This is a genomic window from Nocardioides sp. ChNu-99 (assembly GCF_029493445.1).
Lineage (GTDB): Bacteria > Actinomycetota > Actinomycetes > Propionibacteriales > Nocardioidaceae > Nocardioides.
On sequence record NZ_JAHWBL010000028.1, the window covers coordinates 34,732 to 48,601 of the forward strand.

The window sequence follows — 13,870 nt, forward strand, 5'->3', positions numbered from 1 at the left end:
GGGGCGGCCTGCCGCCCCTGCAGGGGCTCAGGCCGTGGGAACGGGTACGGCGGCCCGCGGCGGCCCGCGCGTGAGGTGCGGGTCGCGGCGGGGAGCGGTCGCCGGGGTCGTGCCCACGGCGACGGGGAGGGGCGCGGGGTGCGCGGGCACGCCGTACCGCTGCGGGAGCGGGGGGAGCAGGCGCAGCAGGGCCGCGCGGACGAGGCGCCACCAGGCGCGCTCGGCGCCGAGCGCGGCGGCGACGGTGAGCGCGCCGGCCGCGCCGTGGGCGAGCGCCATGGTGAGCGGGTCGTGGGCGGGCGCCGGGCCGGTGAGACCCAGGGCGAGGTGGAGGCCCGCCTGGGTGAGCAGCGCCGTACCGGCGAGACCGGCGACGTCGAGGCGCCGGCGCGTCAGCGGGAGCGCCGTCGCGACGCCGACGAGCACGGCGAGGGCGGCCAGCCAGACCGGGGGAGCCGCGCCGCCGGCAAGCACGTGCGCGGTGACCGCACCGGCGCCGCACAGCACGCCCGCGCTCAGCGCGCGGGGGGTGCGGAGGGGCGTGGCGGTCACGGGCATGACGCGCTGATTCTAGGCGGTCGGGGGCGTCGACCCCGCATCGCTGTTTGGCGCCGACCGGTCGGGGCAGGACGGCCGCCATGGGATTCAACCTGCACCTCGTCGTGCTCGAGCACTCCTCCGTCGACCGGCTCGCGGTCGCGGGCTGGTTGCCCACCGGCGCGACCGTCAGCGCGGAGGAGGCGTCGCACTCCTGGTACGACGGGATCGCCGCCTACGAGTCCGCCGGCCACGTCGTGCTCCTCGACCCCACCCTGCGGCTGGCCGGGCGGACCGGCGACCTCGCGACGTCGCTCGGCACCACGGTGGTCTCCGCGACCTTCGGCAGCACGGCGGAGGTGCACGCCTACCAGGTCGACGGCCCCGACGTCTCCCGCCTAGTCGTGCTGCAGGAGGGCGAGGTGGTCGAGGACCAGGGCGGGGCCCTGCCCGAGGAGGCCGGGGTACGGCGCGACGACGGCGGCGAGAACTGGCTGTTCGACCTCCTGGCAGCCCGGGGCCACCGGCTCGACCTCGACGTGCCCGGCGCGGTGGTGCTGACGCACGGGTGATCCACGACCGGGACGGCGGCACGGGTGGTCGTACCGGATGTCACCACTCCCCCGGGCGACACCCCGCTGCGACGGGCCCCGGCCGGGAGGAGTGGTGACATCCGGGCGGCCGCGACCCGGCATCCACACCCGGCCCCCGGCGACCCCGCGACCGTCGGCGCCCCCTGCTAGGAAGAACCCATGACGTCCCCCTCCGGTGCACCGACCGTCGACCGCGCCGCCGCCCGCGAGGAGGCGGAGCGCCACCTGCAGGCGCTCGTCGGCCGCGACGACGCGCGGCTGCGCGACGACCAGTGGACCGCCATCGAGGCACTCGCCGTCGACCGGCGCCGCGCGCTCGTCGTGCAGCGCACGGGCTGGGGCAAGTCGGCGGTCTACTTCGTCGCCACGCTGCTGCTGCGGGCCCAGGGCGCGGGGCCGACGGTGATCGTCTCCCCGCTGCTCGCGCTGATGCGCAACCAGATCGCGGCGGCGCAGCGGGCCGGCGTACGGGCGGTGACGATCAACTCGACCAACCCGGAGGACTGGGAGCAGATCCACACCGGCGTCGCCGCAGGCGAGGTCGACGTGCTCCTCGTGTCGCCCGAGCGGCTCAACAACCCGACGTTCCGCGACGAGGTGCTGCCGCGTCTCTCGGCCAGCGCCGGGCTCCTGGTGGTCGACGAGGCCCACTGCATCTCCGACTGGGGCCACGACTTCCGGCCCGACTACCGCCGCATCCGCACGCTGCTCGCCGAGCTGCCCGACGGCGTGCCGGTGCTGGCGACGACGGCCACCGCGAACGCCCGCGTGACGCGCGACGTCGCCGAGCAGCTCGAGGCCGGCGGCGCGCCCGTCCTCGTGCTCCGCGGCTCGCTCGACCGCGAGTCGCTCCACCTCGGCGTCGTGCGGTTCCCCACGAGCGAGCAGCGGCTCGCCTGGCTCACCGACCACCTCCGCACCCTGCCGGGCTCGGGGATCATCTACTGCCTCACCGTCGCCGCCACCCAGGAGGTCGCGCAGCACCTGCGGGAGCAGGGGCACCACGTGGCGGCGTACTCCGGGCAGACCGACCCCACCGAGCGCGCCTCGCTGGAGGCCGCCCTCGCCGCGGGCGAGGTGAAGGCGCTCGTCGCCACCAGCGCGCTCGGCATGGGCTTCGACGCCACCCTCGGGTTCGTCGTCAACCTGGGGGCGCCGAGCTCCCCGGTCAGCTACTACCAGCAGGTCGGCCGCGCCGGCCGCGGCACCGAGCAGGCCGAGGTCGTGCTGCTGCCCGGCCGCGAGGACCGCGACATCTGGGCCTACTTCGGCTCCCTGGCGTTCCCGCCCGAGCGGCTCGTGCGCCAGACCATCGACGCCCTCGACGCCGCCGGCCGGCCCCTGTCGACCGCCGTGCTCGAAACCGAGGTCGAGCTGGGCCGCAACCGGCTGGAGACGATGCTCAAGGTGCTCGACGTCGACGGGGCGGTACGCCGCACGAAGGGCGGGTGGGAGTCCACCGGTCAGCCGTGGACGTACGACGCGGAGCGGTACGCCCGGGTCGCCGAGAGCCGCGAGCGGGAGCAGTCGGCGATGCTCGCCTACCTCGAGACCGACGTGTGCCGCATGCGGTTCCTGCGCTCCCAGCTCGACGACCCGGTGCCCGACGGCCCCGAGGGCGACTGCGGCCGCTGCGACAACTGCGGCGGCCTCACCCTCGACGCCGGCCTGGACGAGGCGGCCGTCGAGCAGGCCCGCGCCCGCCTCGACCGCCCCGGCGTCGTCATCGAGCCCCGCAAGATGTGGCCGAGCGGTCTCGACCGGCTCGGGGTCGAGCTCAAGGGCCGCATCAAGAACCCCGCCGAGGAGGGGCGCGCCGTCGCCCGCCTCACCGACCTCGGCCACGGCCAGGCGCTGCGGGACCTGTTCCGCGAGGGCCCCGAGGGGGCGTACGACGGGCCCGTCCCCGTGCCGCTCGTGCAGGCGGTCGTCGAGGTGCTCGGCGAGTGGCGCCCCCAGGTCGACCAGATCGTCGTCGTCGACTCGATGACCCACGGCGCGCTGGTGCGTGACCTCGCGTCCGGGCTGTCGCGCTACCTCGGCGTGCCGGTCGTCGGCAGCTGGTCCATCGCCGACCCGTCGATCCCGACCGGGGCGGGCGCCGCGAACTCCGCGCAGCGGGTCGCCGCCGTGCGCCGCCGCTCCCGGCTCGACCTCGACCTCGCCGACGACGGGCGCCTCGGCCGGGTGCTGCTCGTCGACGACCGCGTCGTCACCGGCTGGACCCTCACGCTCGCCGCCGCCGCGCTGCTCGAGGCGGGCGCGAGCGCTGTCGTACCGCTCGTGCTGGCGACCCAGTCCTGAGCGACCCAGTCGTGAGCGACCCGGTCCTGAGCCCGCGGGCCTCGACGGGCCCGGCTCAGCGCTGGTGCGCCAGCGACTGCCGCGCGAGCGCGGCGGCCGGGGAGGTGCGCGGCCGCGGCTTCACCACGGCGGGCACCTTGGCGCGTCGCGGCGCGGGCGGCTCGGCCGGGAGGTGCGGGTAGTAGTTGCGCGGCCGGCCGTTCTTGTCGACGGTCGCCAGCAGCTGCACGCCGATGAGCTCGACGGTGTGGGCGCTCAGCCACGACACGAGGATCGTCGGGATCGCGACGACCACCGCGGTCAGCAGGAACGTGTAGCCCGGGGCCCGGTCCGGCAGCAGGCCCATGCTCCCCACCCACCGCATGACGGGCTCGTGGGTCAGGTAGATCGCGTAGCCCAGGCCGCCGACCCACGCCAGCGGACCCCACGACAGCACCCGCGGCCACGGCCCCTCGTGGAGCACGATCGACGCCATGAAGACGGCCACGCCGAGCGCGTACGCCGGGTGCCACCACTCCTGCTGGAGCGTGTCGATCGGGCGGGCGACGACGAGCGCCAGCACGAACGCGGAGCCGAGGATGGCGCAGGCGGCGCGCACCGGGCGGCTCAGGCGGATGCCGGCCACCGTGAACACCGCGAGCAGCATGCCGATGCCGAAGTCGGTGGCCTTGCCGACGGGGGAGAACACGAGCGACCAGTCGGTGACCTCGGGCCGGCGGACCTGGGTCAGCCACGCGATGTAGAGCAGACCGACCACGATCATCAGCAGCGGTACGCCGAGCGCGAGCGCCAGCCGGTCGTCCTTCGTCCGCGTCCGCGTCACCGCGCGGTGGATCAGCGGCGTCAGCAGCGCGACCAGCACGTAGAAGTGGAACTCCACCGCCAGCGTCCAGGCCGGGCCGTTGGTCCAGAAGATGTACTCGTCGCTGTAGACGTGGGTGAAGGTCAGGTGGAGGACGAGGTCCTTCCAGTGGCCCGGCAGGTTCGGGTTGCTCCACGACCACACGATGATCGTCAGCACCCAGTAGAGCGGCACGACGCGGGCCAGGCGCTTCGCCAGCGTCAGGGCCCCGGAGCGGCCGGGGCGCCCCGACAGTGCCGCCGCCGCCAGCGGCAGCCACATGACGAAGCCCGACAGCACGAAGAACATGTCGACGAACATGTCGACGCCGTACATCAGCTGGTGCCCGAGCCCGTCGAGCGGCCACGCCTGCGTGGGTCCGGTCCGGTTCCACATGTAGGCGTGCACCAGCACCACGGCGAGGGCGGCGACGCCGCGCAGCCAGCCGAGGGGGTACATGGCGCGCCCACCGCCGCTCGTGCCGCGGGTCCTGCCGATGCCGGCGGAGGCGTCGGCCTTCTCGAAGCCGGTCTGCGTCGGGCTGGCCAGCCCCTGGGTGCCCGGCAGGGACGAGGTGCCCGGCCCGGCCGGGGTCTGCGTGCTCATGCGGCGCTCCGGTCGTGGGTGAGCGTGCGGGTCGCGTCGGTCGCGGCGCTGCGGGCCGTGACGACCCAGACGCGCTCGCCGCGGATCTGCTTGAGGTGGGCGACGCGGTTCACCAGGTTCTTCGCGCCCGTGTAGATCACGACGTTGAGCAGCGCGGCCCGCACGAACCACCAGCCGTGCCGGCGTACCTCGGGCACGGAGACGCGCCACGCCACCATCGTCTGCACCGCGCCGGAGCTGACGATGTAGAGCGAGAGGAAGAAGAAGATGGGCGAGGTGAGGTCGATGCCCTGGTCGCGCCAGGCGAGGAACACCATCAGCGGCCACACCAGCTGCACGAGCCACGGGTACGCCTCGCGCCACGCCAGCAGGAACAGCACGCCGAGGCGGCGACGCACCCCGAGCTCGCGGCTCGTCAGCAGCGGCCACAGGTGGCGCAGCGACACCTGGAACCAGCCCTGCGCCCAGCGCAGCCGCTGGCGCCACCAGCCGGTGACGGTCGCCGGGGCGAGCTCGCGGCTCACGAGGCCCGGGTCGTTGACGATCTTGCCGCCGGCCAGCAGCAGCCGCATCGACGACTCGATGTCCTCGGTGAGGTAGGACCCGCGGAGCCGGACCTGCTCGAGGGTGTCGCGGCGCCAGTAGCCGTTCGACCCGCCGAAGATGCCGAACCCGTGCAGGATCGTGCGGCCCGGGTGGGCGACGGCGTACAGCTGCTCGAACTCGACCGCCACGGTCTGCGCGAGCAGCGTGTCGGCCTCGCGGATGACGCAGTGGCCCTGCACGACGTCGGCGCCGTTCGCGATCCAGTGCCACGCGCGGGCGAACGCGCCGGGCATCGGGTGGTGGTCGGCGTCGAAGATCCCGACGAACTCGCCGGTCGCGAAGCGCAGCGCGGCGTTGACGTTCTGCGCCTTCGAGGTGCTGTCGTGCACCCGCAGCACCGTCAGGTCCGGGTGCTGATCGTCGAGCGTGGCCAGCACGTCCTCGACCGCCAGGTCCTCGGGGGTGTTGTAGGCCAGGATCACCTGCAGGCCGCCGGCGTAGGACTGGTCGAGGAACGTGTCGAGGGTGTCGAGGATCGTGTCGGCCTCGTTCGGCAGGTACGCCGCGATGATCGCCGTCGCGGGCGGGGGCGTCAGGTCGCGCAGCTCCTCGGGCAGCTCGGGGAGCATCGGTGGGTCGAGGGCGGTGAAGCACTCCGCCCAGATGGCCGTCGCGGTGATGGTCAGCGCGCCGACGACGACCCAGTAGACGGCACCGGAGATGTCGAGGCCGAGGCCGTAGGTGAGGAAGAGCAGCGCGAGCGGCAGCAGGAAGGCGCCGACGGTCGCGATGAGGATCTGGGTCGCGAACGTGCGCCGCGAGATGACGGGCTCGCGCTCGTCGGCGTGCCGGCGCACCGGCTGGAAGTCGCGCTGGCGCACCGAGTGGCGGGCGCCCTCGGTGGCCATCCGCACCGCCCGGTCCTCGGGGGAGCGGGCCGTGATGGGGGCCCAGCCGACGCCGAGCTCGATGCGCCGCGTGCTGTGGCCGAGCCGGTTCAGCGCCTCGAGGGTGTGGTAGGCCATCTCCTGCAGTCGCACCGGGCGGGCGCCGTGCCCCGTGTGGTGCAGGCGCAGCACGAGCAGGCCGTCGGGGGTCGCCTCGACGCGCTCGCCGTCGAGGAGGTGCACCACCAGCTGCGCGGCCACGTCCTCCATCACGTCCTGGGTGGCGTGGAGCGACGCGGACGTGGTGCCGGGGGCGACCCACACGGGGTCGATGACGGCCACCAGGGACTCGCCGGCGCGGCGCCAGGGGATGCCCGGCACGCGGTCGAGCCAGCGCGGCGCGGCGGCGGGCCGCGGCTCCGGCTGCTCGCCGTGGACGGTGTCGGCGTCGACCGGGACCAGCCTGCCGCTCAGCACCTGCAGGTGCTGGCGCAGCCGGTCCTCGGCGATGGCCGAGGTGTCGACGTCGTTCGACATCGTCGTGACCTCCCAGTCGTGGCGATCTGCGGACCACCCGGGCGCACCGGCGGATCACGCGCGGTCCATCCCGGCCCTGCTCCCTAGGGACCCGCAGCGTCGCGGGCGCGGCACACGGCCACCAGGGGGTTCAACGGAGCAGTTGCGCGGAGGTCGGGTCCGCAGAGGAATTTCTTCGTCTCGTCTAGACCAATTCTTGAGGACGACGGTAACGGCCGGCCCCGGGCCGGGCCGAGCCCTGCGGTCCGATGGTGACGAGGGACACGTGCTCCGCCCGGGTCGCGGGCCTCCGGACCGGTGCGGGGTCCCCGCACGCGACGAGGGCCGCACCACCGGTCGGTGCGGCCCTCGAGGCGGCTGCGGGAGCGCGAGCGGGTCAGTGACCGACCATCGCGGCCGGGTCGACCTTGCGCTCCGACGGCTTGCGCGGCAGGAAGAACGCCGGCACGAGGCAGACCCCGACCAGCACCGCGGCCACCACGAACGTGTCCGCGAAGACGGCCGCCATGTCCGGGAGGACGTCGCCCAGCGTGCTGGGGTCGACGCCCAGGCGACCGGCGACCTCGGCGACCGCCGCGGCCTGGCCCGGGTCGGACGGGTCGACGCCGGCCTCGGACAGGGCCGTGCCGAGGCGGACCGACGGCATGTCCCGCAGCCCGTTCGTCAGCAGCACCGAGAAGACGGCAGTGCCGATGGAGGCGCCGACCTGCTGCACGATGTTGAGCAGCGTCGAGCCCCGCGCGACGGTGTGGTCGCTGAGGGTGCGCAGCGCGGCGGTCATCAGCGGCATCATCGTGCCGCCCATGCCGAGGCCCATCACGAAGAGCGCGCCGAGCACGTACAGGTACGACGTCTCGTGGTCGATCTGCGTCAGCAGCGCGAAGGCGCCCGTGATGACCGTGAGGCCGACGAGCACGATGCGGCCCGGACCGATCTTGTCGACCAGCACGCCGGCCAGCGGCATCGTCACCATGGCGCCGATGCCCTGCGGAGCCAGGAGCACCCCCGCGCTGAGCGTGGACTCGTCGCGCACCTGGATGAAGTAGAGCGGGAACAGCAGGCTGGCGCCGAAGAAGGCGACGCCGAACAGCGTCAGCGACAGCACCGCCACGGTGAGGTCGCGGTTGCCGAACAGCCGCAGGTCGACCAGCGGGTGGGCGTTGGCGGGGCGCAGCGCCCACGGCACGAACGCCACGATGAGCAGCAGGCCGATGATGGCGGGCGCGAGCACCTGGGCGTCCGCGACCGTGCCGGTCTCGGGGATCGAGCTGATGCCGTAGAGGAACGCGGCCAGGCCCGGGGAGAGCAGCAGCATCCCGACGAGGTCGAAGGTCTCCGACGGCTCGACGTCGTCGGCCGGCAGCACCCTGGCCGCGTACACCAGCGCGGCGATGCCGATGGGCAGGTTGATGAGGAAGATCCAGTGCCACGACGCGATCTCGATGAGCCAGCCGCCGAGGATGGGCCCGAAGATCGGGCCGAGCAGCATGGGGATGCCCAGCACGGCCATGACGCGCCCCACCCGCTCGGGACCGGCCGCCCGCGTCAGGATCGTCATGCCGAGCGGCATGAGCATGCCGCCGCCCAGGCCCTGCAGGACGCGGAAGGCGACGAGCATCTCCAAGGACGTCGCCATCGCGCACAGCACGGAGCCGAGCGTGAAGAGCACCACGGCGAGCAGGTAGAGCCGCTTCGTGCCGAAGCGGTCCGCCGCCCAACCGGTGAGCGGGATGACGCTGGCGAGGGCGAGCGTGTAGCCCGTCATCGTCCACGCCACCTGCGCGGACGTGGCGTCGAACTCCGACTGGAAGGTGTCGAGCGCCACCGAGACGACGGTGATGTCGAGGATGGACATGATGGCGCCGAGCACCACGACGCCGGCCACGACGAGCACGCCCCGGTCGAGCTTGTCGTCGGACGCGCCGTCGGGGCGCAGCTCCCCGGTGGCGGGGTCGAGACAGGTCATGGGTGGCAATGTAGGGACGCCCGCCGACGTCCGGCACCCGACTTTCGTCCAGCAGTTCCCGGGCGGGGCGTGAGGTCGCTCACGCCCCGCCTGCGTCAGCCGACGAGACCGTCGACGGCAGCCAGCACCGCCGGGTCGTCGGGGGTCGTGGTCGGCGCGAACCGGGCGACGACGGAGCCGTCCGCGTCGACGAGGAACTTCTCGAAGTTCCACTGCACGTCGCCCGGCTCGGGGCTCTCCTTGAACCCGCCGGCGTCGGCGTACGGCGTGCCCACCAGCGCGTCGTACACGGCGTGGCGGCCCGCGCCGTTGACCTCGACCTTCTCCGTGAGGGGGAACGAGACGCCGTAGGTCGCGGAGCAGAACTCGGCGATCTCCTCGTTCGTGCCCGGCTCCTGCCCGCCGAACTGGTTGCAGGGCAGGCCCACGACGGCGAGGCGGTCGGCGTACGTCTCCGCGAGCTGCTCGAGCGCCGAGTACTGCGGCGTGAGGCCGCACTTGCTGGCCACGTTGACGAGCAGGGCGGGGCGACCGCCGGTGAGCTCGCCGAGGGTCGCGGGGGTGCCGTCCAGGCGGGCGATCGGGGTGTCGAGGAGGCTCATGCCGCGCAGCGTACGCCGCGCCTGTCGGCGGCCCCCGCTAGGTTCGACGGGCCCTGCACCCGCGATCGTCCGAGGTCCTGCGTTGAGCTTCGTCCCCCTGTCCGGCCCGGCGACGTTCCGCGCCGCCGAGCCCCCGCGCGCGAGCGCGGTGGTGTTCACCGGGCGCGGGCGCGAGGTGGAGCTGCCGCTGCGCGCCGCGCTGCCGGTGCTGACGCGCGGGCAGTCCGCCCCCGCGGCCCACCCGAGCGTGGGCCTGCTGGCGGGGGCGGCGCTGCTGGCGGTGCGGATGGTCGCGGCCGGCCGGTTCACCCCCGACGAGCGCACCGACGCGTGGCGCGCGGACCCCGACGCCGACGACCACGACCGGCTCGTCATGCTCGCCCGCTCCCGGGCCCACGACGACCTGGCGCCCGAGGACGCGCTCGCGCTGGCGCGCTCCGTGCTCGACGCCGTCACCGACACGCTGCCGCGCACCCCGCCGAGCGGCGCGTCGGGCCGGGTGGGCGGCCCGGGGTCCCCGGGCCTGCGCTCGCCGGGCCTGCGCTCGCCGGGCCCACGCTCCCCGGGAGTGGGCACGCCGACGACGACACCCGGCCCGCCGCCGCGACGCAGCGAGTTCTCCGAGCGCCTGCGGGCCCGCATCGCGGAGGCCCGCTCGGCGCGGGCGGAGGACACGTCGCTCGCCCAGCTCGTCACCCTGTCGCTGCGCGTCGAGGCCGACGAGGAGGAGCTGGTCGCCGGGGCGGTCCGCCTCGTGCTGCAGGTGCACGACGAGCGCGACCCCCTGCGGTTCTGCGACGCCGCGCTGCTCTGGGCGGGGGAGGGCGGCGAGCACGGGTTCGGCTCCCGGGCCCGCACCCACGCGACGATCGCGCTGCGCGACGCGGCGACCGCCTGGCCGGTGCTGGAGCGGTTCGCGCAGCTGGCGGTCCCCGACGAGATCACCCTCGACGCCGACGAGATCGCCGGCCTCCTGGAGGACGGCGTGGGCGCGCTGCGGGAGCGCGGCGTCGACGTGCTGTGGCCCCGCAGCCTCGGCACCGACCTGACGACGCGGGCGGTGCTCGACCACCGCCCCCGCTCGACCGGCCCGCGGGAGGACCTGCTCCACGACGGCCTCTTCGGGCCCGACGCGCTCTTCGCCTTCTCCTGGCAGGTCGCGCTCCACGGCGAGGCGCTGACCCACGAGGAGATGGACGAGCTGGCGCGCGCCGCGTCGCCGATCATCCGGCTGCGGGGGGCGTGGACGGTGGTCGACCCGACGGTGGCGCGCCGCGCGCGCAAGCGCCTGGTGCGCACCGTCAAGCCCGCCCAGGCGCTCGCGGCGGCGCTCACCGGTGTGGTCGAGGTCGACGACGCGCCCGCCGAGGTGGTCGTCGGCGCCACCCTGCTGAAGGTGCGGGAGCGGCTGCTCGAGGCCGCGACCCGCGAGCCCGTCGACCCGCCCGCCGGGCTGCGGGCCACGCTGCGCGACTACCAGCGTCACGGCCTCACCTGGCTGGCCGAGCTGACGGGTCTCGGCCTGGGCGCCTGCCTCGCCGACGACATGGGGCTGGGCAAGACCCTCACCCTCATCGCGCTGCACCTGCACCGCGTCGAGGAGGGCCTGGCCACCGGTCCCACGCTCGTCGTCTGCCCCACCTCCCTGCTCGGCAACTGGGAGGCGGAGATCCGCCGCTTCGCCCCCGACGTGCCGGTCCGCCGCTTCCACGGCTCCGCGCGCTCGCTCGAGGCCGGGCTCGGCGACGACCCGGGGTTCGTGCTCACGACGTACGGCACGCTGCGCAGCGACGTCACCGGCCCGACGCGGGCGCTGGCGGCACAGCGCTGGGGGCTCGTCGTCGCCGACGAGGCGCAGCACGTGAAGAACCCCGCGTCGGGCACGGCCCGCGCGCTGCGCCAGCTCACCAGCGACGCCCGGGTCGCCCTCACCGGCACCCCGGTCGAGAACCACCTCACCGAGCTGTGGGCGATCCTCGACTGGGCGACGCCCGGCCTGCTCGGCAGCCGCAACGCCTTCCGCAAGGTGTGGGCGGCGCCCATCGAGTCCGGCGCCGAGCCGAGCAAGGCCCGCCAGTTCGCCGACCTCATCGGCCCGTTCCTCCTGCGCCGGCGCAAGTCCGACCCGGGCATCGCGCCCGAGCTGCCGCCCAAGACCGAGACCGACCACCTGCTCGACCTCACCCGGGAGCAGGTCGTGCTCTACGAGGCCTACGTGCGCGACTGCATGGAGCGCATCGAGCGCTCCGACGTCGAGGCCCGCCGCGGCCTCGTGCTCGCGATGCTCACCGGGCTCAAGCAGATCTGCAACCACCCGGCGCACTTCCTCAAGCAGTCGAACGGCCGCATCGCGGGCCGCTCGGAGAAGCTCGAGCTGCTCGACGAGCTCGTCGCCACGATCGTGGCCGAGGGCTCCTCCGTGCTGGTCTTCACGCAGTACGTCGCGATGGCCCGCCTCGTCGAGCAGCACCTCGCCGCGACCGGCGTGCCCCACCAGCTGCTCCACGGCGGCACCCCGGTGAAGGAGCGCGAGCGGATGGTCGCCGACTTCCAGGCCGGTCCGGAGGCGGGCGGCCCGCCGGTGTTCCTGCTCTCGCTGAAGGCCGGCGGCACGGGGCTGAACCTCACCCGCGCCGACCACGTCGTGCACCTCGACCGGTGGTGGAACCCGGCGGTGGAGGACCAGGCGACCGACCGGGCCTACCGCATCGGGCAGACCCGGCCGGTGCAGGTGCACCGCCTCGTCACCCGCGGCACGGTCGAGGAGCGGGTCGCCGAGCTGCTCACCCGCAAGCGCGCGCTCGCCGACGCCGTGCTCGCCCGCGGCGAGGCCGCGTTCACCGAGCTCGACGACGCCGACCTGCGCGACCTCGTCACGCTGCGGCGTACCCCCTCCACGGGCGCGGCGGGGGACCCGGGGTGACCACCACCCGCACGACCCACCCCCGGCTGGCGCCGCGCCGCGCCGGCGGTCGCCAGCCGTGGTGGGCGAAGGCGTGGACGCGGGCGGTGGAGGAGGCGGCGTTCGCCGAGCGCGACCTGCGGGCCGGGCAGCGCCTCGCGCGCGCCGGGCAGGTCGGGGGCATCACCGTCGGCGCCGGCTCGGTGCTCGCCGCCGTCCGGGAGGACGACGACGCCTGGACGGTCACCGTCGAGGTGCCCGTGCTCGCCGACGCGGACCGCGACGCGCTGGTCGACGTCGTCGCCGCCGAGTCGGGCCGCGTCGCGGCGCTGCTCGCCGGGGACCTGCCGCACCGGCTCGTGGAGGACGCGGAGGAGCTGGGCGTCGAGCTGCTCCCGTACGGCGGGGAGCTCGCCGCGACCTGCACGTGCCCGCACGCCCTCGACCCCTGCGCCCACGCCCTCGCCGTGCTCGTCCAGGTCGGGTGGCTCGTGGCCGACGACCCCCTCGTGCTGCTGGCCCTGCGCGGTCTCGACCGCGAGACCCTGCTGGCCCGGCTGCACGCGCGCACGGGTGGCGCGGGCGACGGGCCCGGCGGCGACGCGCCGGCCGGGGAGGACCCCGACGCGCTCGACGTGGCGGCCGACGCGGCCCTGCGCGCCGCGCGGCTGCTGCGCGAGATCGAGGCGGGGCGGGTGCCGGAGAGCTGGTGACCCGGCGGGCCGGTGACCCGGCGAGCGAGCGGGCGCGCGGGCGCGCGGCCCGGGCTCAGCGCTCGGCGACGAGCATCGACGTGCCCAGCCCCACCATCAGCGCTCCGCCGGCGGCGCCCAGCCCGTCGAGCCGCTCGGGCCGGCGGGCGAACCACGCCCGCGCCTGCGAGGCGACGAGCACCCACAGGGAGTCCGACGCCGCGGCGAGCACGCAGAAGACGAGCCCGAGCAGCGCCACCTGCGGTCCGGCCGGCCCCGTGCCGGTGAACTGCGGCAGGAACGCGACGAAGAAGACGAGGGTCTTGGGGTTGGTCGCGCCGACGACGACCCCGATGCGCAGCGACCGGAGCGCCGGGGTCCGGGCCGGCACCGCGGTCGCCCCACCGCCGGCGCCCGGCTCGAGGGCCCGGCGTGCGTCCGCGCGGTGCCGCACGGCCTGCACGCCCAGCCACACGACGTACCCCGCCCCGGCCACCTTGACCACCGTGTAGGCGGTGGCGCTCGCGGCCACGACCGCCCCGAGACCGACGGCGACGAGCAGCACCTGCGCGAGCACGCCCACGCCGTTGCCGAGCGCGGAGAGCAGGGCGTCGCGGCGGCCCACGGTCAGGGCGCGCCCGATCGTGAAGAGCAGGCTGGGGCCGGGGACCTGGATGAAGAGCAGGGACGCGACGAGGAACGCGACCCACTGGTGCTGCGACGGCATGCCCGCAGTGTGCGCCGTCGCGAGGCCGCGCGCGAGCCGGTTCCGGACGGCGGTCGGTGCCGGGCGCTCGGGCCGCGCTCGGGCCGCGCTCGGGCCGCGCTCGGGCCGCGCTCGGGCCGCGCTCGGGCCC

The 13,870-nt window shown here is 75.1% G+C and carries 10 protein-coding genes; 4 read left to right on the top strand and 6 right to left on the bottom strand.

Going from position 1 to position 13,870, the window contains the following annotated elements; translation table 11 throughout:
- Nucleotides 1–27 precede the first annotated feature (27 nt).
- Complete coding sequence (locus tag KK617_RS11020; protein WP_277500051.1) at nt 28–558, bottom strand: hypothetical protein; 531 nt, start codon at nt 556–558, stop codon at nt 28–30.
- 80 nt (nt 559–638) lie between these two features.
- Here KK617_RS11020 and KK617_RS11025 point away from each other — a divergent pair, with 80 nt between their 5' ends.
- Both KK617_RS11025 and KK617_RS11030 read left to right on the top strand, forming a co-directional pair.
- The gene (locus tag KK617_RS11025; protein WP_277500052.1) at nt 639–1,109 is read left to right on the top strand and encodes a hypothetical protein; all 471 of its coding nucleotides are present in this window, start codon (nt 639–641) and stop codon (nt 1,107–1,109) included.
- 180 nt (nt 1,110–1,289) lie between these two features.
- The gene (locus KK617_RS11030) at nt 1,290–3,434 is read left to right on the top strand and encodes a RecQ family ATP-dependent DNA helicase (protein WP_277500053.1); all 2,145 of its coding nucleotides are present in this window, start codon (nt 1,290–1,292) and stop codon (nt 3,432–3,434) included.
- Between the two features lie 55 nt (nt 3,435–3,489).
- Here the strand turns inward: KK617_RS11030 and KK617_RS11035 are convergent, their stop codons facing one another.
- The 4 genes from KK617_RS11035 to KK617_RS11050 all read right to left on the bottom strand — a co-directional run bounded on the left by KK617_RS11035 (nt 3,490) and on the right by KK617_RS11050 (nt 9,419).
- Nucleotides 3,490–4,881, bottom strand: a complete 1,392-nt coding sequence (locus tag KK617_RS11035) for an acyltransferase (RefSeq protein WP_277500054.1) — start codon at nt 4,879–4,881, stop codon at nt 3,490–3,492.
- Nucleotides 4,878–6,851 carry a glycosyltransferase family 2 protein gene (locus KK617_RS11040; RefSeq protein WP_277500055.1) on the bottom strand — a complete coding sequence of 658 codons (1,974 nt, stop codon included), beginning with the start codon at nt 6,849–6,851 and terminating at the stop codon, nt 4,878–4,880. Before KK617_RS11040 ends, KK617_RS11035 begins: the two co-directional genes overlap by 4 nt.
- 376 nt (nt 6,852–7,227) lie before the next feature.
- Nucleotides 7,228–8,817: a DHA2 family efflux MFS transporter permease subunit gene (locus tag KK617_RS11045; RefSeq protein WP_277500056.1), complete on the bottom strand. Its 1,590-nt coding sequence runs from the start codon at nt 8,815–8,817 to the stop codon at nt 7,228–7,230.
- A 95-nt stretch (nt 8,818–8,912) separates the two neighbouring features.
- Nucleotides 8,913–9,419 (bottom strand): glutathione peroxidase, encoded by a 507-nt coding sequence (locus KK617_RS11050; protein WP_277500057.1) that lies wholly within the window; start codon nt 9,417–9,419, stop codon nt 8,913–8,915.
- Nucleotides 9,420–9,501: 82 nt separating this feature from the next.
- Between KK617_RS11050 and KK617_RS11055 the strand changes: the two genes are divergently transcribed.
- Together KK617_RS11055 and KK617_RS11060 are read left to right on the top strand one after the other, a co-directional pair.
- Complete coding sequence (locus tag KK617_RS11055; protein WP_277500058.1) at nt 9,502–12,342, top strand: DEAD/DEAH box helicase; 2,841 nt, start codon at nt 9,502–9,504, stop codon at nt 12,340–12,342.
- A complete protein-coding gene (locus KK617_RS11060) occupies nt 12,339–13,034 on the top strand; it encodes an SWIM zinc finger family protein (RefSeq protein ID WP_277500059.1) in 696 nt (231 codons plus the stop codon). Before KK617_RS11055 ends, KK617_RS11060 begins: the two co-directional genes overlap by 4 nt.
- A 55-nt stretch (nt 13,035–13,089) precedes the next feature.
- On the opposite strand, the gene KK617_RS11065 is transcribed toward KK617_RS11060, so the two are convergent.
- Nucleotides 13,090–13,740, bottom strand: a complete 651-nt coding sequence (locus tag KK617_RS11065; RefSeq protein ID WP_277500060.1) for a LysE family translocator — start codon at nt 13,738–13,740, stop codon at nt 13,090–13,092.
- Between the last annotated feature and the right edge of the window lie 130 nt (nt 13,741–13,870).